This window comes from Gordonia sp. NPDC003504, assembly GCF_053587995.1.
The window spans coordinates 71,144-91,639 of sequence record NZ_JBSFPC010000008.1 but is presented as its reverse complement, the minus strand read 5'-3'; the positions used below and the strand labels follow the sequence as shown (position 1 = coordinate 91,639).

General features: G+C 69.1%; 19 protein-coding genes and 1 other RNA gene. 9 read left to right on the top strand and 11 right to left on the bottom strand.

Annotated elements, in window-relative coordinates; translation table 11 throughout:
- Window positions 1–4: 4 nt before the first annotated feature.
- From ACWDPV_RS15790 to ACWDPV_RS15775, 4 genes are all read right to left on the bottom strand, one after another.
- Window positions 5–1,075, bottom strand: a complete 1,071-nt coding sequence (locus ACWDPV_RS15790; protein WP_449743762.1) for an NAD(P)H-binding protein — start codon at window positions 1,073–1,075, stop codon at window positions 5–7.
- 95 nt (window positions 1,076–1,170) lie between these two features.
- Window positions 1,171–2,154, bottom strand: a complete 984-nt coding sequence (locus tag ACWDPV_RS15785; RefSeq protein WP_449743761.1) for a helix-turn-helix transcriptional regulator — start codon at window positions 2,152–2,154, stop codon at window positions 1,171–1,173.
- Window positions 2,155–2,231: 77 nt separating this feature from the next.
- Window positions 2,232–4,085, bottom strand: coding sequence for a protein kinase domain-containing protein (locus tag ACWDPV_RS15780; RefSeq protein ID WP_449743760.1), 1,854 nt, complete (start codon window positions 4,083–4,085; stop codon window positions 2,232–2,234).
- 4 nt (window positions 4,086–4,089) lie between these two features.
- Complete coding sequence (locus ACWDPV_RS15775; protein ID WP_449743759.1) at window positions 4,090–5,031, bottom strand: alpha/beta hydrolase family esterase; 942 nt, start codon at window positions 5,029–5,031, stop codon at window positions 4,090–4,092.
- A gap of 212 nt (window positions 5,032–5,243) precedes the next feature.
- Between ACWDPV_RS15775 and ACWDPV_RS15770 the strand changes: the two genes are divergently transcribed.
- Window positions 5,244–6,065, top strand: a complete 822-nt coding sequence (locus ACWDPV_RS15770; protein ID WP_449743883.1) for a maleylpyruvate isomerase family mycothiol-dependent enzyme — start codon at window positions 5,244–5,246, stop codon at window positions 6,063–6,065.
- 118 nt (window positions 6,066–6,183) lie between these two features.
- Here the strand turns inward: ACWDPV_RS15770 and ACWDPV_RS15765 are convergent, their stop codons facing one another.
- On the bottom strand, window positions 6,184–6,987 hold the full coding sequence (locus ACWDPV_RS15765; RefSeq protein ID WP_449743758.1) for a spermidine synthase: 804 nt from the start codon (window positions 6,985–6,987) through the stop codon (window positions 6,184–6,186).
- 42 nt (window positions 6,988–7,029) lie between these two features.
- Between ACWDPV_RS15765 and ACWDPV_RS15760 the strand changes: the two genes are divergently transcribed.
- Both ACWDPV_RS15760 and ACWDPV_RS15755 read left to right on the top strand, forming a co-directional pair.
- Complete coding sequence (locus tag ACWDPV_RS15760) at window positions 7,030–7,662, top strand: Type 1 glutamine amidotransferase-like domain-containing protein (protein WP_449743757.1); 633 nt, start codon at window positions 7,030–7,032, stop codon at window positions 7,660–7,662.
- Window positions 7,662–8,624 (top strand): cobalamin biosynthesis protein, encoded by a 963-nt coding sequence (locus ACWDPV_RS15755; RefSeq protein WP_449743756.1) that lies wholly within the window; start codon window positions 7,662–7,664, stop codon window positions 8,622–8,624. The genes ACWDPV_RS15760 and ACWDPV_RS15755 overlap by 1 nt, the downstream gene beginning before the upstream one ends.
- Here the strand turns inward: ACWDPV_RS15755 and ACWDPV_RS15750 are convergent.
- The gene (locus ACWDPV_RS15750) at window positions 8,602–9,639 is read right to left on the bottom strand and encodes an SURF1 family cytochrome oxidase biogenesis protein (protein WP_449743755.1); all 1,038 of its coding nucleotides are present in this window, start codon (window positions 9,637–9,639) and stop codon (window positions 8,602–8,604) included. The two genes, ACWDPV_RS15755 and ACWDPV_RS15750, sit on opposite strands and share 23 nt — an antisense overlap.
- Window positions 9,640–9,711: 72 nt before the next feature.
- Here ACWDPV_RS15750 and ACWDPV_RS15745 point away from each other — a divergent pair, with 72 nt between their 5' ends.
- A complete protein-coding gene (locus tag ACWDPV_RS15745) occupies window positions 9,712–10,752 on the top strand; it encodes a zinc-binding metallopeptidase family protein (protein ID WP_449743754.1) in 1,041 nt (346 codons plus the stop codon).
- Window positions 10,753–10,764: 12 nt separating this feature from the next.
- Here the strand turns inward: ACWDPV_RS15745 and ACWDPV_RS15740 are convergent, their stop codons facing one another.
- Both ACWDPV_RS15740 and ACWDPV_RS15735 read right to left on the bottom strand, forming a co-directional pair.
- Window positions 10,765–11,241: a low molecular weight protein-tyrosine-phosphatase gene (locus ACWDPV_RS15740; RefSeq protein ID WP_449743753.1), complete on the bottom strand. Its 477-nt coding sequence runs from the start codon at window positions 11,239–11,241 to the stop codon at window positions 10,765–10,767.
- On the bottom strand, window positions 11,234–12,019 hold the full coding sequence (locus ACWDPV_RS15735; RefSeq protein WP_348804162.1) for an HAD hydrolase-like protein: 786 nt from the start codon (window positions 12,017–12,019) through the stop codon (window positions 11,234–11,236). Before ACWDPV_RS15735 ends, ACWDPV_RS15740 begins: the two co-directional genes overlap by 8 nt.
- Before the next feature lie 9 nt (window positions 12,020–12,028).
- Here ACWDPV_RS15735 and cobC point away from each other — a divergent pair, with 9 nt between their 5' ends.
- The 4 genes from cobC (at window position 12,029) to ACWDPV_RS15715 (ending at window position 15,786) form a co-directional block, all read left to right on the top strand.
- Entirely contained in the window at window positions 12,029–13,126 is a 1,098-nt protein-coding gene (cobC, locus tag ACWDPV_RS15730; protein ID WP_449743752.1) for an Rv2231c family pyridoxal phosphate-dependent protein CobC, read from the top strand.
- The gene (locus tag ACWDPV_RS15725; protein WP_449743751.1) at window positions 13,113–14,246 is read left to right on the top strand and encodes a Nif3-like dinuclear metal center hexameric protein; all 1,134 of its coding nucleotides are present in this window, start codon (window positions 13,113–13,115) and stop codon (window positions 14,244–14,246) included. The genes cobC and ACWDPV_RS15725 overlap by 14 nt, the downstream gene beginning before the upstream one ends.
- Before the next feature lie 146 nt (window positions 14,247–14,392).
- Window positions 14,393–15,130, top strand: a complete 738-nt coding sequence (locus ACWDPV_RS15720; RefSeq protein WP_449743750.1) for a zinc ribbon domain-containing protein — start codon at window positions 14,393–14,395, stop codon at window positions 15,128–15,130.
- Between the two features lie 38 nt (window positions 15,131–15,168).
- A complete protein-coding gene (locus ACWDPV_RS15715) occupies window positions 15,169–15,786 on the top strand; it encodes a histidine phosphatase family protein (protein WP_449743882.1) in 618 nt (205 codons plus the stop codon).
- A gap of 123 nt (window positions 15,787–15,909) precedes the next feature.
- On the opposite strand, the gene rnpB is transcribed toward ACWDPV_RS15715, so the two are convergent.
- Window positions 15,910–16,313: RNase P RNA component class A (rnpB, locus tag ACWDPV_RS15710), an RNA gene on the bottom strand.
- Between the two features lie 154 nt (window positions 16,314–16,467).
- On the opposite strand from rnpB, the gene ACWDPV_RS15705 reads away from it, so the two are divergent.
- Complete coding sequence (locus ACWDPV_RS15705) at window positions 16,468–17,886, top strand: RNB domain-containing ribonuclease (protein WP_348804158.1); 1,419 nt, start codon at window positions 16,468–16,470, stop codon at window positions 17,884–17,886.
- 15 nt (window positions 17,887–17,901) lie between these two features.
- On the opposite strand, the gene ACWDPV_RS15700 is transcribed toward ACWDPV_RS15705, so the two are convergent.
- Both ACWDPV_RS15700 and pip read right to left on the bottom strand, forming a co-directional pair.
- Complete coding sequence (locus tag ACWDPV_RS15700) at window positions 17,902–19,395, bottom strand: CYTH and CHAD domain-containing protein (RefSeq protein WP_449743749.1); 1,494 nt, start codon at window positions 19,393–19,395, stop codon at window positions 17,902–17,904.
- A gap of 68 nt (window positions 19,396–19,463) precedes the next feature.
- Window positions 19,464–20,432, bottom strand: a complete 969-nt coding sequence (gene pip, locus ACWDPV_RS15695) for a prolyl aminopeptidase (protein ID WP_449743748.1) — start codon at window positions 20,430–20,432, stop codon at window positions 19,464–19,466.
- Window positions 20,433–20,496: the final 64 nt, after the last annotated feature.

Sequence of the window (20,496 nt, the reverse complement as noted above, 5' to 3'; positions counted from 1 at the left end):
GTCGTCAGACTGGCAGCAGAGTGCGTCCGAGTCGACCCGCGGTGCCGGCGGCAGAGATGATCGCCCCGGCGATGCGTCGACGCAACCGGGGCACGTCGCCGCCGGCCCAGGACGGGTCGGTGGTGGCCAGATGGTGCGGATCGCGCAGGGCGCACACCGATCGCGGGGCCGGCGACGAGACCGCCGCACGCACGGCGTCGCGCATCGGTGTCAGGCCACCGGCGGGATCGGGTACCAGGTCGCGAATGCGATGTTCGGCGGCACGCATCGGGTGATCGAGCGAGGTGATCAGTTCCTCGGTGAGCGACGACGGGATGGGCACCAGGACACCGGCCACCTTCCCGACGAGTCGGGTGCCCACGAACGGTACCGAGAAGCGCACGCGCGGCATCCGGATGGAGTCGAGGTAGGCGTCGAGCACCGACCGGTACTGGCAGGAGTCGGGCCCGGCGATGTCGTAGTCGCCGGGTGGCAGGCCCGGATCGCAGGCCGCCGACAGGTAGTGCAGCACATCGCGAATCGAGATGGGGTCCATGGGGTTTCGGGTCCACGAGGGTTCCGGGATGACCGCCAGACGATCGCCGACGTACCGGATGATCTCGAACGACGTGGAACCCGCGCCGACGATGACCGCGGCCCGTAACCAGACGAGGTCGGCGCCACCGTCGACGCGCAGCGCCTCGCCGGCGTCGGCGCGGCTGCGCAGGTGCGCCGAGAGCTTCTCGTCGTCGGGGACGAAACCGCCCAGATAGATGATGCGCCGCACGCCCGCGTCCCGGGCGGCCGCGGCGACGTGGGAGGCCGCCCGGCGGTCGGCGTCGGCGAAGTCGGAGCGACCGATCCCGTGCACCAGGTAGTAGATCGCGTCGAGGTCACCTGCCCTGCTCAGGGCACGCGACACCGAGTCGGCGTCGTCGGCGTCCATCGACACCGCGGTGACGTCGTCGAACCAGTCGAATCGCGCCAGCCGATCAATGTTCCGGGAGGTCACGATGACGTCGTGCCCGGCTGCGAGCAGCGTGCACACGAGTCGTGATCCGACGTAACCGGTTGCGCCGGTGACCAAGAGCTTCATGAGGACAACGTAGGTGCGATGTGCGCGCTGCGGAATCGGCCCACGCGACTCGTGGCGTAGTCGCAACGGGTCCGCCGGCATCGGTCACGAAAAGGTCACGACGACCCTCCGCACGCGCGACGGTATCGTGCCGCCAACGTCTCGTGATGGTCGGCGACGGCGCCCAACTCGACCCGCAGCGCATCGGGCTCGATCACCGAGAAGTCCGCGTCGAAGGCATGCATCCAGCGTGCGATGGAGGCCAGTGACGTGGAGAAGACCCGGAGTTCGCACGTCGTCTCGTCGGCGGACTCGAGGGTGCCCCACGAATCCGAGATCATTGGTGCCACCACGGCGAGCGGGGCGTGGATGCGGACCCGGGCCGAGGCCTTCCGGTACACCGACCCGATACTGCGTTCCAAGAACTCCGCGGCCCCGCCGTCGGGGAGTTCTCGAGGCGAGAACCGGGGTCCGGTTGGGGTTTTCGGTTTCATCCGATCCACCCGGAAGGACCGCCAGTCGTCGCGGTCGGGATCGAAGGCCACCAGATACCAGCGCATCCCGTTGCGTACCAACCGGTAGGGTTCCACATCGCGCCGTGACTCGGTGCCGTCGCCGCGGCGATAATCGAAGCGCAGCCGCTCGCGCCGGTGGCAGGTGGTGGCGATGTCGGTCAGTGTCTCGGCCGATACCGCGCCCGGACCGGGTTGGCGCGGAACGGCTTCCAACGACAACGCGTCGAGTCGGTGGCGCAGGCGCGACGGCATCACCTGCCGGAGTTTGCTCAACGCGCCCGCCGAGGCCTCGGCCATGTCGGCCACCGGTCCGGTGGTCACCGCGTCGAGACCGAGCGCGACGGCGAGCACCTCCTGATCGTCGAGTAGCAGCGGTGGCATCTCCGCCCCGGCGCCCAGCCGGTAGCCGCCGCCGACGCCAACCGTCGCATCGACCGGATAGCCGAGCTCACGGAGTTTGTCGACGTCGCGGCGGACGGTGCGGGTGGTGATGTCGAGGCGGTCGGCGAGCTCCTGCCCCGACCATTCCTGCCGCATCTGCAGCAGGGACAGCAGGTGCAGCAGCCGGGCCGAGGTTTCCAACATGGAACCCATGGTGCCCCAGAATGCGGACGATCACTGTCCGCATTCGGGGTCTGCGATCACCGTCGAGGGCCGACCCGTCAGCCGCCGCACTGGGCGGCGGGGATGTTGGTGGTCGGGTCGGTGGTGTTGTCGAGCCACTTGCCGTAGGACTGTCCGCCGAGCTGATTGCGCAGTCGGCAGATGTCGTCGATCGTCCGGCCGGCCACCTGATATACGGCGTAGATGACATTGCCGTTGTCGTCGCGACGACGCAACGACGAGCACGACTGGTCGGTGCGCAGGTAACTCGAGCCGGGATATGCGTTCAGGTAACCCTGCACCTCGCTCGCCCACGTCGCCTCGTTGACGGCGTTGCCGACGACGACGATGCCGGTGCCGTCGCAGGCGGGGATGCTGATCGGCGTCGACAACCCGAGGTCGAAGGCAGCCCGTCCGGTGGGGGCCGCAGTCGTGGGGGTGGCGGTCGTGGGGGTGGCGATGGTGGGAGCGATCGTCGTCGGCGCGGTGGTCGCGGCCGGCGTCGTGGGTGCCACGGTGGGGATTACCGGTTGTGTCGTCGTCCCGGCCGCGCCGGGCACCTGGGTGTCGGCGCCGCCCCCGGAATTCGATCCGCGTACCAGCGCCCACGCGCCGATCCCGATCCCGGCGACGAGCAGCAGCGCGATGATGATCAGGATGATCAGCACCGGTGAGGTGCGGCGTGGTGGGGCCGCCGGCGCCGGATAGGTGTAGTGCCCGGTCGGCGCGTATGGAGCCGATTGGGTGGCGAAGTGTCCGCTCGGCGTCGGCTGTGGTTGCGGCGCAAACGGTTGCGACGGGAAGGGTTGGGATGGGGCGGGTTGCGGTGGGGCGGTCGGGGGTGCCGACGTATAGCCCCCTGCGACGGGTGTGCTCGGTTTGTTGAGTCGAACCGGGCCGGGCGCTTGGCCGCCCTGGGCGGGACGCCCGGCCGGTGACGGTGCCGGAGAGCGGGTCGACGGTGCCGAGCGGCCCGATGGGGTCTTTCCCGGCGAGTCTGATCCGGGCGGGGTCATGCCGGTGCCGCCGCCGACGACGGGACCGGCGGGCAGGATCGTCGGTGGGGAGATCCGGTGATGCCCGGTGGCACCCTCGTAGGCGGCGCGCGCGGCATCGATCAGCGCGCCCGCGGTCGGAAAGCGGGCACCCGGTTGCTTGGCCATGCCACGCGCGATGACCGGGTCGATCGGTGATCCCAACTGTGGTGGGTCCTGGTTCAGGTGTGCGGCGATGAGCTGTTCGAAGGTGGTGGCCGACACGAAAGGCTGTGAGCCGGAGAGTGTTTCGTAGAGGACGCAGGCCAGGGCGTACACATCGCCGGCGGCGCCGACCTCGCCCGGGCCGAACCGTTCGGGTGCCATGTAGGCGAACGACCCGATCGCGGCGCCGGCCGTTGTCAGTCGGGTGTCGGTATCGGCTTGTGCCAGACCGAAATCGGCGAGGTAGGCGAAGTCGCGGGTGTCGACGAGGATATTGTCGGGTTTGACGTCACGATGCACGAGGCCGTCGGCGTGGGCGGCATCGAGGGCCTCGGCGGCCTGGGCGAGGATGGCCACCGCGCGGGTCGGTGGCAGTGCCCCTTCACGATTGAGGATGCCGCGCAGATCGGTTCCGTTGACCAATCGCATGTCGATGTAGAGCAGTCCGTCGATCTCACCCCAGTCGTGGATGGGGACGACATGCGGATCGTTGAGTTTGGCCGCGATGCGGGACTCGCGTTCGAATCGGTCGCGAAAGGTGTCGTTGTCGACGAGATCTGGATTGAGAAGTTTGAGGGCGACGACCCGGCCCTTGCGGTTGTCGGTGGCCCGATATACCTGTCCCATGCCGCCGCGCCCGAGCAGTTCCCCGATGGAGTAGGGCCCCAGGGTGGTCCCGGATCGATCCGAGATCGATCGGTCGTCGGTACTCATCGGTTCATACCGTCCGCGGGTGCCGGCCAAAGAACTGCCAGATCAGCTGGGTGGCAGCGACTTTCGTTCCCGGTCCGGTGGCGGTGGCCAGTCGTGCGCCGGGCCAGCCGTGGCCGGCCCCGGTGATCCGGTAGTGCACGATCTCGTGGCCGAGGGCGGCGCAGAGCGGGTAGTCGACGATGGTGGTGGTCGCACTGATGGGGGCCTGCACCGGAGCCGGTAGACACGCGTTTCGCCGAGACCATGCGGTGAGGACGTCGGGGATCGGCGTGTAGCGCTCACCGAAGCGGACGCCACCGTCGTAGTGGATGATCGGGTCGGAGGTCCCGTGAAAGTCGATGACCGACAACGGAGGTGCGCCGGCGCCGGTGCGTCCACCCGGGCAGGCCCGCCAGGTCTGGTCGTAGTAGGCGCCGTTGACAATCGCGTAGGCGGCGAAATCCCCGGACAGTCGGCACGTCAGCATGGACACCAGTCCACCGCCGTTGGACCGCCCGACCGCGAAGGTTCGGTTGCGGTCGACGCAGAAGGCCGCGCGGATCTCGCGCAGCATCGTCGAGGTGAAGGCCACGTCGTCGGCCTTCGGCGAGGAGTACGGGGCACCCTGCCACGACGTGGTGGAGCCGGTGCCGATGGTGGCGTCCGGATAGACGACGATCGCGGGCAAGTCCGAAAGCCCGGTGTAACGCTCGAACTTCGGTGACTTCTCGCCGTGACCGTAGAAGGCGAGGACCAACGGGAAGGAACTGCGTCCGGTGTATCCGCGGGGCACATGCACCCGATAGGTCCGCGTCACGCCACCCACCCGGGTGGTGTGTGTGGTGTCCGCGCTGGGGACGCGGTTGCCGCCACATCCGGGCGTCACCGCGGATGCCGGTGAGGCGACACCGAGCAGTCCGAGCACGACACCGAGAATGAGCGCGACGGCGGTGAGGGCACGCAGCATGGCTACTCGCGGCAACCCTCGGTGACTCCCGTACACGCGTCTCAGACTAGGGCATGAGCGGCGGTCGGACCGCGAGTAGTCCCAGGTCACCCGAATGGTGGACAGGCTGCGGGACCGGGTGATCCGCGCGACCGCCTGCATCGGCAACGTCGTGGGGCGTAGCGTCACATCGTCAGCCCGACGTTCCCACCAGCCCCATGAGCGGAGACATGATGCCCACCACCACACTGTCGGCCACCGACCTCGTCCCGGCGCTGATCGGTGAGTGGGCGGCACTGCGAGCACTCGCGGCCGACCTCGACGACGCGCAGTGGTCGGCGCCGTCGATTCTTCCGGGCTGGACCAACGCCGACATCATCGCCCACATCGTCGGCACCGAGAGGATGCTCGACGGCCGCGATGTGACCGCGCCGGACGGACTCGCCGGCCGCGATCACGTTCGCAATCCGATCGGCGAACTGAACGAGAAGTGGGTCGAGTACTTCCGCACGCAGTCACGTGCGGAAGTACTCGAGGCATTCGACGAGGTGATCGCCGCCCGCACCGCGGCGCTGAGGGCGATGACCCAGGCGGAGTTCGACGCCGATGCGTTCACCCCGGCAGGCCCCGACACCTACGGCCGATTCATGCGCATCCGGGTGTTCGACTGCTGGATTCACGAGGTGGACCTGCGCGACGCGACGATCGGTGGGGCGCCCGACGAGGCGGCGACGGCCTGGGTGCTCGACGAGATCTCCGCGTCGCTGCCCTTCGTCGTCGGCAAGCGTGCCGGTGCACCCGACGGTACGACGGTGGTCTTCGACATCAGCGGGCCGGCCGCGCGGACGATCCGAATCGCGGTGAACGGGCGTGCGAGGCTGGTGGATTCGTTCGACGGTGGTGACGATTCCGCCGACGTCACGCTGCGCCTGGAGGCCGCGGATCTGGCGCGCCTGGCCGGGGGACGCACCTCGGCTAGGCGGGAACGGGTCACCGTGATCGGCGATCAGGACCTCGGGACGGCGATCCTCGACCGTATGGACTATGTGATCTGAGCCCAGTCGACGGTTAATGGGGCCCACTCGACGGGAAAGGGCGCCCACTCGACGGGAAAGGGCGCCCACTCGACGGGAAAGGGCGCCCACTCGACGGGAAAGGGCGCCCACTCGACGGTTACGGGTCGTGTCGGGCGCCGCGGCCGAACGCGCGGGCCTCCTCGCCCGCGATCACCCGGGCCGGCAGCGGATCGCTGAGTAGCCGGCGAACCAGGGGCGCCGACGGCTCCACCGGGGTTCGGGAGCCGACCACCACGACGTTGCCGGTGCGTCGGCCCTTGAGCATGGCGGAGTCGCCGACGAGCATCACATGGCCGAACACCTCCGCGACCGCCGCGACGTCGGCGCGGACGAGCGTCAGGTCACGACCGTCACCGCAATTGGCCAGGTAGAGCCCATCCGGAGTGAGGACATCGGCGACCGCTGCCACGAACTCGACGGTGGTCAGATGGGCCGGGGTGCGGTCGCCGGCAAAGGCGTCGCGGACGACGACGTCGCGAGTCCGCGGCTGCAGCGACTCGGTGACCGCACGGGCGTCACCGACCCGGATACGCAGCCGCGGCGCCCTCGGCAGCTCGAACCATTCGCGGACCAGCCGGGCCAGTTGGGCGTCGACCTCCACGGCGACGTGCCGTGACTCCGGATACCGGTCGGCGAGGTAACGCGCCAGGGCGCACGCCGCGCCACCGAGATGAAGCACGCGCACGCGGTCCCCGGTGTCGAACCGATCGTCGATGACCGCGGCCATCTGCCGCAGATACTCGAAGTCGAGCACCGTCGGATCGTCGGGATCGATGTGTGAGGAGTGCGCGCCGTTGATCTGCAACAGCCATCCACCGGAAATCGGGTCCGGCGCCAACTCCGCGGTGCCGGTGTCGATCGGGTAGGTGCCGGCGATCGGGACCGGACGTGTGTGTGCCATGAGAATCCGAAGTGTATCCGCCGGCGTAGTAGCGTGGCGCAGGTGAATCTGCTGCTGCTGTCCTGGGGCTTCGGTGCGGTCCCCGGGTTTCTTGCCGACACGACGGGAAAGTCTCTGTCGCAGTTGACGATCGGCTACATCGACGACGCCAAGATCCCCTACGCTGACCCGTCCTGGGCGAAACCGGAACGCGACCGACTCGTCCGGCTGGGCGCGACCGTCGTCGATCTGTCCGGGGCGAGGCAGGAACGTGCGGAGTTCGCCACGACGATCGAGCGGACCGACGCGGTGTATGTGGCCGGCGGCAACACCTTCGCGCTGCTGTGGGCGCTGCGGCGGGCGGGTGCCGAACAGATCCTGGACGGCCGTGTGCGCGAGGGACTTCCGTACATCGGCTGCAGCGCGGGATCGGTGATCGCGGGACCCGACATCTCCCCGGTGGAGCGGATGGACGATCCGGGCGAGTCGCCGGGACCGGTGGACCCGCACGCGTTGGGGTGGATCGACACCGTCCCCATTCCGCACGCCGACGGGCAGATACCGATCTATCCGCCGTCGATGATCGAGTCCGTGCGGCGCGATTACGGAACCGACCGCGAGCTGACCATGATCGCCGACAACGAGGCGTTGCTGGTGCGCGGAACCGTGCGCACACTCGTCGCGTCCGCCGACTGATGCGGGCGTTCCGGCCCTCGCCGAGCGGCCTGGTCCTCGGTTATCTCCTCGATCGTGCCGTCGGCGATCCCCGTCGGTTCCATCCCGTCGCCGGGCTCGGCGGCCTGGCGGCCTCCCTGGAGGCGGTGACCTACGCCGACACCCGCACCGCCGGGGTGGTGCACTGTGCACTGTGCGTCGGCGCGGCCGTGGCGGTCGGCGCCGGTACGGGTGCGCTGGCGGCCGACCGCCCGGCGATGCGGGTCGCGTTCACCGCGGCGGCCACCTGGGCGGCGCTGGGCGGAACCACCCTGACACGTGTCGGCACGCAGGTGGCCGACGCGCTCGACGACGACGACCTCGCCGGTGCCCGCGGTCTGGTCCCGAGTCTGTGTGCGCGCGATCCCGACGCGCTCGACGCGGCCGGGATCTGCCGGGCCGCCACCGAATCGGTCGCCGAGAACACCTCGGATGCGACGGTCGGCCCGTTGGTGTGGGGAGCGCTCGCCGGTGTTCCGGGCATCGTCGGGTACCGCACCGCGAACACCCTCGACGCAATGGTCGGCTACCGCAACGATCGATACCGGCGGTTCGGGTGGTGTTCGGCCCGCGTCGACGATGCGCTGAACCTGCTACCGGCGCGCGTGTCGGGGATGCTCGTCGCGCTCCTCGGTCCCGATCGTGCGGGCGCGGTGCGAACCTGGCGGCGTGACGCGTCGGCGCATCCGAGTCCCAATGCGGGGGTGGTGGAGGCGGCGTTCGCGGGGGCGCTGGGTCTGCGGCTCGGTGGGCGTACCGTCTACCCGCACCGCGTCGAGCAGCGGCCGGTGCTCGGCGACGGACACCCGCCGACGACCGCCGATCTGGCTGCGGCGGTGCGGCTGTCGCGTCGGGTGCAGGTGGGTGCGGTGGTCGTCGCCGCGGCGCTCGCGTGGACCCGGGTGCGAGCAGCAGAGTCGCTCAGCCGCCGTAGCGTTCGGTGAGTTTGTCGCGGATGGTCCCGGTGGCGTGTTCGGTGTCGGGTCCGGCGCCGATACCGACCGGAGCGGTGTCGTCGACGGGTGCGGGGTCCGCTGCCGGTGCGCCTGCGGCGGAACGCAACTCGGCGCGCAACTGTTTGCGACGTTCGGAGCGCGACAGGGGTGGCGGCGTGAGCGGTGCAGCCGGCTGCGGCCGATCGCCGAGTGGTGTCGGCGTCGCGTCGGGACGGTCGGGGTCGGGGCCCGCTGCCGGCGTCTGGGCGGCAGCCGCATGCGCCGCCGCGGCCCGGCGCCGCTGCCGGATCTCGGAGAAGATGAAGTAGCCGGCGCCCAGCGGTGCCATGATTCCGAACGCCAGCCACTGCAGGCCGTAGGAGAGGTACGGACCCGAATCGAGCTGCGGCAGTCCGATATCACCGAGCGCGCCCGGCTGACCGGGCGACAACATCAGATAGAACGGGTCCATGGCGGTCCCGGTCGCCGCCGACAGCTGCGCCGGATCGATCGTGTACACCGTCAGCGCGCCGCCCTCGACCCGGGCGCCCCGCCCGTCGGAGGTGCCCTCGGCGGCGCGGATACGCGCTGTGATCGTCGTCTCGCCGGCCGGCGGTGGCGGGATGACCGGGGTGGAACTCTGGTCGGGTCGGACATATCCGCGGTCGACGACGAGGACACGATCACTCCCGGCGACGCGGAAGGGTGTCAGCACCTCGATGGCCGGCCGCTCCTCCACCGACCGCAGCCGGACCAGTGCCTGCTTGTCGGTCAGAAATGACCCGGTGACGGTGACTTCGCGCCACTCGGTCTTCGGGGCGAACGGCGCACCGGGCGGGGCGAGCTCGCTGATCGGCACCGGATCGATGGCCACCGCGGACTTGATCAGGTCATTGCGTTCCGAGGTCGCCGTGTTCTTGCCGAGCTGCCAGGGTGCCAGCAGCATGAAACAGGCCGCCGCAAACGCCACCACGACGATCGACAGGGCGATCCACCCCGGCCGAATGCTTCGTAGTGCGCGCATGGTTCAACGGTACCGAGAAGCGGTCCGCGCGTTGTGCCCGGATTCGTGCGACGCCGCTACTAAGCTGTTCCGATGCGTGACTTTCTCTGCCGGCGGTGCGGCCAGCGCCTGACGTTCGAGAACAGTCTGTGTCTGCACTGCGGGAGCGCGCTGGGATTCTGGCCGGCCGCCGGCACGATGGTGCTGCTCGATGGTTCCGGGCACGCCGTCATCGCTGGGACGAGTGTTCGTCGATGCGCCAACAGTGTTCGTGCGCAATGCAATTGGTTGGTGCCGAAGGATCAGCGCAGCGCCTTGTGCGCGTCCTGTCGGCTCACCCGGACCCGCCCCCGCGACGAGGACGTCCGCGCGGTGGCAGTCTTCGGGCAGGTCGAAACCGCCAAGCGCCGAGTCATCTGGGAATTGTCCGAACTGGGCCTGCCGATCGTCGCGCGCGCCGACGATCCGCGTTCCGGACTCGCCTTCGACCTCCTGTCGAGCCGAGATGTGTCGGTGATCACCGGGCACTGCGCCGGTGTGATCACCCTCGATCTGGCCGAAGGGTATCCGGTGCATCGGGAACGTCAGCGCGTCGAACTGGCCGAGCGCTACCGCACGGTGATCGGACACTTTCGCCACGAGCTGGGGCACTACTACCAGATGGTGCTCGTCGACGAGGCCCCCGATCCGGCCCGGGCGGCCGAGTTCCGGCGGCTGTTCGGTGATCCCGATGCCGACTACGACGCCGCGCTGCGTCGTCACCACTCCCGAGGTGCTCCGCGCGACTGGTCGGCGAGTCACGTGTCCGGGTACGCGACGATGCATCCGCGGGAGGATTTCGCCGAGACATTCGCGCATTACCTGCACATCCGCGACACCCTCGACACCGCGGCGCGCTTCGCGATGGCGCCGTCGGAGGCAGCACTCGACGAGACGCCCGCCGACGTCGCGGATTTCGACCGGCTCATCGCATGCTGGTTACCGACGATCTGGGCGTTCAACCAGATCAATCGATCGATGGGGCACAGTGGCCTGTATCCGTTCGTGCTGGCCGAACCGGTCGTCGAGAAGATGCGGTTCGTGCACGACCTCACCCTCTCGGAACGGGTCGCCGAGCACGCGCGAACGGCCTGATCGCCGGGCGTCTCAGTCGCCCAGGCGGTCCCGGACCCAGTCGAGGAGTCCGGGCATCGCCGCCTCGATCTGGCTGCGGGTGACCGCGAAATCCTCCGGTGTGCCGTAGTACGGATCGGACAGATCGAGATCGTCGGCGGGTGCCGCCGGGTCGAAACTTCGCAGCAGTCGGGTCCGATCGCCGAGCCGTTTACGTTCGAGTTCCTTCACGTGCCCGGCGTCGGCGGCGACGAACAGGTCCGCATCGATGTGCTCCGGGCCCAGCTGGGCGGCGACGTGACCGTCGGGGTAGCCGTGGGCGAGCAGTTCGGTCCGGGCACGGTTGTCGGCGGCCTCGCCGACATGCCAGCCGCTGGTTCCGCAGCTGCTCACCTCGACGCGGTCGGACAGGCCGGCGTCGAGTAGCGACTGGGCGAAAATACTCTGTCCCATCGGGGAACGGCAGATGTTGCCGGTACAGACGAAACAGACGTGGAGTAGGTCAGACACCGAGTACCTCGCGCAGATCTTCCATCGACTCGACGCTCCAAGAGGCAGCGTCGCGCTCGCCGGGCAGGGCATACCCCCAGCCCACGATGACGGTCGGGATGCCGAATCCGGCAGCACCTTCCACATCGTGGGATCTGTCGCCGATCATCACCGCCGGTTGCTGCGGTCGGTGTGTCTGCGGGTCGAGCGGTATGCCCAATTGTGCCAGCGCATGGGCGATCACGTCGGACTTGTGACGCCGGGTGCCGTCATCGCTGGCACCGGCGATCACCCGGAAGTTGGCGGAGAGCCCGAAGTGATCCAAGATGGCCCGCGCGGTGTTCTGGTTCTTCGACGTCGCGACGGCCAGTGTGCGTCCGGCGGCGTACAGGTCGGCCAACAGTTGCGCCATACCGTCGAAGACCGCATTCTCCAGCCAGCCGACGTCGGTGTAGCGCGCACGATAGGCGCGCATCGCCGCATCGGCGGTCTCCTCGTCGAGACCGAGCGCCATCAGTGTGTCGATCATCGGGGGGCCGGCCACGCCGGCGACCACACTCTCGGGTGGCGGTGGCGCACCGACCTCGGCGAGTGCGTGTCGGAAACTGTTGGCGATCCCGGTGAAACTGTCGGTGATCGTGCCGTCGAGGTCGACGAGCAGGACGGTACCCGGGTCGGCAGGGTTCGGTGACCCCGCAGCGCTCGGAGACCCTGCAGCGCTCGGTGGTTCTGCGGCATGGCAGGGCTCGGTGGTCGTGGGTCGCTCGGTGGTGGACGACTCTGGGTCTGGCCGGGACATCACCCGTCCATGGTGCACGTAGTCTCTGACGGTATGACATCGGGGCTGCACGCACTCGACCGCCACGGCGATCAGGAGGCCGGCGACGGCATGCTCGACTTCGCCGTCAACGTCCGCGGCCCGGCGCCGTCGTTCGTGCGGTCGGCGATCGGGGTCACCCTCGATGACCTGGCCCGATACCCGTCGCACGCGGCGAGCGCGCGGACCTGCGCGGCGATCGCGAATGTGCACGGACGTGCCACCGACGAGGTGATGCTGCTGGCCGGTGCCGCCGACGGCTTCGAGTTGTTGCCGAAACTCGGCGTGCGCCACGCCGCACTCCTGCAGCCGTCGTTCACCGAACCCGAATTGGTGCTGCGTGCCGCGGGGATCGCGGTGACGCAGGTCGTGATCGACCCGGCGCAACCGATCGATGTCGACGTCGCGTCCCGCATTCCCCCCGATGCGGACCTGGTGGTCGTCGGCAATCCGACCAACCCGACGTCGATGCTGCACGACGCCGACGGGCTGGCGGGGCTGCGTCGTCCGGGTCGGGTGCTCGTCGTCGACGAGGCCTTCGCCGACCTGACCATCGACCCGATCAGCGGGCGCACCGAACCCCAGTCCCTGGCGCATCGTCGGTTCGATGACGTGATCGTCGTCCGCAGTGTCACCAAGACCTTCGGGCTGGCGGGGCTGCGGGCCGGTTATCTGCTGGGTGCGCCGGACCTGCTGGCCCGCCTGCAATCGGGGCGGCGGGCCTGGCCGTTGTCATCGCCGGCGCTGGCCGCGTTGGCCGCGTGTGTGTCCGAGCAGGGGGTGCGGTTCTGCGCCGAGCAGGCCATCGCGGTTCGCGCCGAGCGTGACCATCTGGTGCGGCGGCTCGACGAGATCGGGGTGTCGGTGAGTGCCCCGCCGTCGGCGCCCTTCGTCCTGATCGAGCTACCGCACGCATTCGCCATCCGGGAGTCGTTGCGCAACAACGGTATTGCGGTGCGAAGCGCTGCGAATTTCGTCGGTCTCGGCGACGACCATGTGCGGTTGGCGGTGCGGCCGGCCGACCAGGTCGACCGTCTCGTCACGGCGTTGGAGCGGGCGCGAGAGGAGATCTCCGTTGGCCATTCATGAGGATGTGCCGGTGACGGTCGGTGCGGTCGTCGAGGTGCTCGAGGCGGCCTATCCACCACATCTGGCCGAGACATGGGACGCCGTCGGTCTGGTGTGCGGGGACCGCGCCGAATCAGCGGGTCGGATCCTGGTATGCGTCGACGTCACCGACGACGTCGTCGATGCGGCGGTCGCCGGCGGATACGACATGATCCTCGCGCACCATCCGCTGCTGCTGCGCGGCGTCGAATCGGTGGCTGCCGACACCGCCAAGGGCCGCATCGTGCACCGCCTGATCCGAGCCGGGATCGCGCTGTTCACCGCCCACACCAACGCCGACAAGGCTCGCCCCGGTGTCTCCGACGCGCTCGCCGACGCCCTGGGTCTCCTCGACACCCGGCCCGTCGACGCCGAACCCGTTGCTCGCCTCGACAAGTGGGTGGTGATGGTGCCCGAGGGCAATGCCGAACAGGTCAGCGAGGCGATGTTCGCCGCCGGCGCCGGACAGATCGGCGATTACCGCGACTGCGCGTGGACGGTGGTCGGCGTCGGGCAGTTCGAGGCGCGCGACGGGGCGAATCCGACGATCGGTGAGATCGGGGTGCGCGAGCGTGTCGACGAGGCACGGGTGGAGATGGTGGCGCGCCGGGGTCTGCGGGCCGCGGTGCTCACCGCCCTGCGTGCGGCGCACCCGTACGAGGAACCCGCCTTCGACGTCATCGAAATGGCGTCACTGCCTTCTGAACTCGGACTCGGACGGATCGGGCGACTACCGAAGCCGACGACGGTCGGGGAGTTCGCCGCCGACGCCGCCCGGGTGTTGGGCACGCCGTGGGGTGTGCGGGCCACCGGTGACCCCGACCGCCGGATCGAGACCGTCGCGGTGTGCGGTGGCGCCGGCGACTCCTTGCTCGACGCGGTGCGCCGCGCGGGCGTCGATGCGTATCTCACCGGCGATCTCCGGCACCATCCTGTCGACGAGTCGCTGCGCGCCGGTGGGCCGGTGCTCATCGACGCAGGACACTGGGCCACCGAATTCCCGTGGTGTGCTCAGGCCGCCACACTGATCGCCGCGGCCACCGGATCGGCGGTCGAGGTGTACACCACTCCCACGGATCCGTTCACCGTTTGCGCACCGTGACGTCGCGGCGCGTAGCGTGAACGTTCACCCAGACAGACGAGGGCGGCCCGGGAGGCTGCCACGTCCATGACACGCCGCATCCATGACACACCGCATCCATGACACAACGTCCATGACACAACTTCCATGACACAAGGAGACACCCGATGAAGGTCGATGCCGCCCGGCAACGACTCCTGCTCGAGTTGGCCGATGTCGACGCCGGACTGGCGAGGCTCGACCACCGCGCCCGCAATCTGCCCGAGGATGCCGAGATCGCCGAGGCGACGCGCGGCATCGACGCCGCCCGCGACGATCTGGTGCGCGCGGAGATCTCCGCCGAGGACCTCGATCGGGACTATCGCAAGATGGACAGCGAGATCACCGGTATGCGGGATCGGGAGCAGAAGGATTCGGCGTTGTTGACCGCCGGAGGCCTCGCCCCCAAGGCGCTCTCGGAGTTGCAACACGAGCTGACCGGACTCGGACGTCGCCGGCAGGTGCTCGAGGACGATCTGCTGGAGCTGATGGAACGGCAGGAGGCCGTGGTCGCGGAGCAGGAGCGCGCCTCGGCGACCGTGGCGCATCTCGAGACCGAGCTCGCGGCCCTGCAGGGTCGGCGCGAGGAGGCGCTCGCCACGGTGACCGCCGATCGGGAGGCCCTCGACGCCCGGCGCGCCGACATCGGTGCCGAGGTGCCCGCCGAACTGATGCCGATCTATGACCGCCAGCGGGCCGCGGGCAAGGTCGGTGCCGGTCTGCTGCGGGCGCGGCGCTGTGGTGCCTGTCGGATGGAGCTCGACCGCGGCACGTTGTCGGCGATCGGTGCCGCCGATCCCGACGAGGTGATCCGGTGTGAGGAGTGCGGTGCGATCCTCATCCGTACCCACGAATCCGGTCTGTGAGCACCCGGCCGGTGAGCGCTCCCTCCTGGCAGGGACAGATGGCCGCACCCACCCGCCTGGTGCTGGTGCGGCATGGACAGACGCCGTTGTCGGTTGAGCGCCGCTACTCGGGGCGGGGTAATCCGGCACTGACCGGGCTGGGCGTCGCCCAGGCCGCCGGTGCCGCCGAACGCATCGCGCTGGAATCCGAGGTGGCCGCTGTCATCAGTTCGCCGCTGGAGCGGACGCGGGCGACCGCGCAGGCCATCGTCGATCGCGTCGGCGGTGAGGTCATCGTCGACGAGGGCTTCGTCGAGAACGACTTCGGCACGTGGGAGGGCCTGACGTTCTCCGAGGCCAAGGCCCGTGACCCGGAGATCCACGCGCGGTGGCTCGGCGATCCGTCGGTGCCCGCACCGGGGGGCGAGAGTTTCACCCAGACCGCCGAGCGTGTCATCGCCGCCAAAGAACGGCTACTCGGACAGTTCCCCGGTCAGACCGTGGTGGTGGTGTCGCACGTGACGCCGATCAAGTCACTGCTGCGGCATGCGCTCGACGTCGGCCCACAGTTGCTCTTCCGATTGCACCTCGACCTCGCGTCGGTGTCGGTGACGGAGTTCTTCCCGGACGGTGGTGCGGTTGTGCGGTCGGTCAACGAGACCGCCCATCTGCGCTGACGGCGCTCGGTTCTGCACTCACGGCGCTCGGTTCTGCACTGACGGCGCTCGCCATGTTGTCGACGGCGCTCGCCATGTCGTTGACGGCGCCCAGAATCGGCGCAGCGGCGGCTCGGGGAAGGGCGAACGAGTCGGCGTGTAAGCCGGATCCTGTTCCGACCATAGGTCGGCGGCGACCATCCATCTGGGCACTCCGTCGCCGGGTACCTCAAGCGGCCCACCCGCGGGCTGGGGCGAGCAGCCCTCGTAACACCCGCGCACACGCACCCTGCGGTCCGTGCTTCGGCCTTGCTCCGGGTGGGGTTTACCGAGCCGACGCGGTCACCCGCATCGCTGGTGCGCTCTTACCGCACCGTTTCACCCTTACCGACCTCGCGGTCGGCGGTCTGTTCTCTGTGGCACTGTCCCGCGGGTCACCCCGGGTTGCCGTTGACAACCACCCTGCTCTGTGGAGTCCGGACTTTCCTCGGCGCCTGGCGTTTCCAGTGACTGGTCGTCCCATGCGCCGCGGCCGCCCGGCCGACTCGTTCGCCCGTACAGGATACGCCGGGCGCAATCGGGGACTGATAGGTGCTGTCGCCGAACACGAGAGCGCCGGCAACGAGGGAGGCAGCGTCGTCAACGAGATGGCGTACGCCGGATTCCGTGGAACCGGCGCGGCGCCGCGGTTAGGGTCGGGGAGTGCAACGCAGATTCTCCGCGCCGGATATCGATTTCGACGCGATCCGCGGCGAACTGGGTGTCTCCGAGGATTACGGCGAGGCCGCACTCGACGAGGCGGAGAACGCGGTCGACCGGCACGCCGACGAACGCACCGACGACACGCATATCCCCTTCGTCACGATCGATCCTCCCGGCTCGATGGATCTCGATCAGGCGGTCCACATCGAGGCCGTCGGTGACGGCTTCGTCGTCCGCTACGCGATCGCCGACGTCGCGGCCCTGATCGAGCCGGAGGGGGCGCTCGATCAGGAAAGCCGCCGCCGCGGCTCCACGATCTACTTTCCGGACCGATCGGTGCCGCTGCACCCACGGGTGTTGTCGGAGGGCAGTGGTTCGCTGCTGCCGGAGGTGACGCGGCCGGCAGTGCTGTGGACCATCGCGGTGGCCGGAGCGGGTGAGGTCACCGATGTCGACGTCCGACGCGCGACCGTGCGGTCGGTGGCCCGACTCGACTACGAGCAGGTCACCGCCGACGCCGCCGCAGGGGCGCTGCATCCCTCCATCGTCGACCTGCCGCGATTCGGCGAGCTGCGCCGTCGGGTTGCGTTGTCGCGCGGTGCGATCGAACTCGACCTGCCCGATCAGGAAGTGGTGCGCGACGCCGCCGGGTGGAGTCTGCGGCTCGCTCCGCACACCGCGGCGGACATGTGGAACTCACAGGTCTCACTGTTGACGGGGATGAGCGCCGGACAGATCATGGCCGCCCACGGCGTGGGATTGCTGCGCACCCTGCCGCCCGCACCGGCCGAATCGGTCACCGACCTTCGTGCCACCGCCGCGGCCCTGCGTGTTCCGTGGCCGTCGGAGGCGACTCCGGGCGAATTCCTGGCGTCGCTGCCGCCCGACGAGCCGACGACCCTCGCGCTCATGTCCCACGCGGGCGGACTCATGCGCGGGTCGGGATACCTCGCCCTGACCGGATCCGAAACGACCGACGCGGCCCCGGAGTCCATGGTGCACGCGGCGATCGGCGGGGTCTACGCACACGTCACCGCTCCGCTCCGCCGCCTCGGGGACCGGTTTGCGACCGAGGTGTGCCTGGCGGTCACCGCCGGAAAACCGGTGCCCGACTGGGTGATCCGCGCGCTCCCCGCCCTGCCCAAGGTGCTGCGGTCGGCCGACGCCCTCGGCTCGGCCGCCGACCGGGAGAGCATCGACCTGGCCGAGGCGATGGTGCTCGCCGACCGCGTCGGTGACCGATTCGATGCGGTCGTGCTGTCCGCCGCGGAAGCGAAGAAGCCTGCGCGCATCTTCATCGACGACCCGGCCGTGATGGCGCGCTGCGACGGTACGCCGCCGCAGGCCACGCGCATCACGGTGCGGCTCACCACCGCCGATCCGACGCGCCGCACCGTCGGGTTCGCGCCGGTCGTCTGACGCGGAGTCGTTGCGCTACAGCGCTTTCGCGGCCGTGCGATACGCGGCCAGGGCACGTTCGCCCGCGGCCTCCTGGAGCGTGTCGATCCGGCCCAGGAGGAACATGTCCCGCCCGCTGAGCGTGGTGGTGGTGTCGACGATCTCGCTCAGCCGGGCGCGGTTGATGCGGGTGTCGTTGTAATCGCCGAGTGCCGACTGGATCTTCTTCGCGACAGCGGCAACCTTTTGATACTTCTTGATCTGCAGCGGTTCTCCGGCATCGGTGGCATAGCGCAGCTTCTTGGCCCGCTTGCGGATCACGTGCAGTTGCTCCTCCCATTCGTGCGAACCCTCGGTGAGCGAGGCCAACTCGGCCTGCGCCTTCCGAATCTTCTTGCGGTTCTTGGCAATCGCGGCACCGACTGCCGACGATGCGGGTATGTCGGCGTCCGGGCCGGCCGGCGGGTCGGTGATCAGGGCGTCGATGTCGTCGAGGAGTGTGAAGTACCGCTGGGAGTTCATCGCGGCGTGGGCGGCCCGGATCGCCCGATCGTGGATGGCCGATTCGGTATCGGTGAGTGCGGCCGCCAGGGTTTCGGACGGTTCGAGCCCACGCAGCAGGTTCGTGTCGATCTCCAGTTGGACCTCAGAGTCCCGGGCCTCGCCCAGAATGCGTGCGAGCAGCTGCAATTCGTCGTTGAGATGGCCGGTGCGGTCCGGGTCGAGCACGGTGGGGAATCCGCTGAGGATGCTGCGGATGCGGCGGGTGGCCACCCGCATCTGGTGGACCGCGTCGGAGGCGTCGACACGCACCTCGGGATCGTAGGCGATCAACGCGTTGCGATGAATCGCGAGGTCGGTGACGACCAGTTCCAGTGCGGTGGGGCGCTTTCCGAGCCGCGGCTCGGAGTGGACCGGGGTGGAGCCGATCGCCCGCGCGAGTTTCGACGCACTCGACGGCTCGTGTGCACCCGCCGCGCGGAGGTGCTTGTGGGCGGCCTTCAGTAGTCGTGGGGTGCCGCCGGCGAGGAGTTCGAACTCCCACTCCGACCACTGCTGGATGTCGCCGCCGGGCAGCAGTGACCGGGCGGTGACGTGATCCTCGGCGAACTCCGCGAGTTCGACGTCGTCGACGCCGAGCAGCGTGGTGATGGTGCGGGTGGTCGAGATGACCGCGACCGGGATGAGGCTGCGGTGGCGGGTGAGGGCGAGCACCGGGAGCATCAGTGCGTCGGGGATGTCACCGTCGGCGGGGGCCTCGTCGAATCCGATCCGCAGTTCCTTGCGGGCACCGGGAATGTCGGTGGGCCGCTTGAGATGCCACCCACTGTCGTGCCCGCCGGTGCGGCGGCGCATGGTGATCCGGTTGCCCGCCAGATCGAGGTTGTCGGTGTCGAAGTAGGTGGCGTCGAGGGTGAAGGTCTCGGGTGTGCGTGCACTCACCACTCCCGGCAGAGCCCGCAGATCCGGGGCGACGATGCCGGCCTCGACATCGAACTTCAGCTCAACTTCGACCTGCTCAGCGGCCACGGGTCCTCCTGTCGAGAAAACAGATATATCCGAAGTCTATGCGGTGGATCGTGGTGGCCGTCGCAGGCTCAGCGATCGGCGAAGCCGTCCGTCGCCTCGATCAGATGATGACGAATCCCCGGTTCAAAGGAGGCATGTCCGGCGTCGTCGACGATGTGCAGCGTCGCCGACGGCCACGCCCGGTGTAGATCCCACGCACTGCGCATGGGGCACACCACGTCGTAACGACCCTGCACGATCACGGCCGGGATGTCGGCGATGCGATCGATGTCGCGCAGCAGTTGTCCGTCGTCGAGGAAACCGTGGTGCACAAAGTAGTGGTTCTCGATGGCGGCGAAGGCGATGTCGAACCGCGGGCCGGCGTCCTCTTTGGCCGCGGCCGCCTCCGCCGGCTTGGGTACCAGGTAACTCGTCGCCTGTTCCCATCCGGTCCAGGCCCGCGCGGCGGTCGCCGCGATGCTCCGATCCTCGGAGGCGAGCAGTCGGTGATATGCGGCGACGAGATCGCCGTCGCGTTCGGTCTCCGGGATCGGGGCGAGGTAGGACTCCCACTCGTCGGGGTAGATGTGGGCGGCGCCGCCGTTGTAGTACCAGTCGATCTCGCTGCGGCGCAGCAGGAAGATGCCACGCAGGACGAGTTCGGTGACGCGATCGGGATGGGTTTGGGCGTAGGCCAGGCCCAGTGTGGAGCCCCACGAGCCGCCGAAGACCTGCCAGCGGTCGATGCCCAGGTGCTCGCGCAACGCCTCCATGTCGGCGATGAGTCCGGGGGTGGTGTTGACGGCGAGGTCGGCACCGTCGGCGATGTGGGGTCGCGACTTTCCGCATCCGCGCTGATCGAACAGCACGATCCGGTACCTGGCCGGGTCGAAGAACCGGCGTTGATCCGGCGCGGTCCCGCCACCCGGACCACCGTGGACGAACACCACCGGCTTGCCGTCCGGGTTACCGGAGGTCTCCCAATAGATTTGCTGACCGTCCGTGGTGCCCAGATGTCCCGACGCATAGGGCTCGATCTCCGGATAGAACTCGCGCATGTCTCGACCCTAGGGCATCGATGTGCGACCCATCGCGCGCCGACCGACGTCCTGGTCGTACATC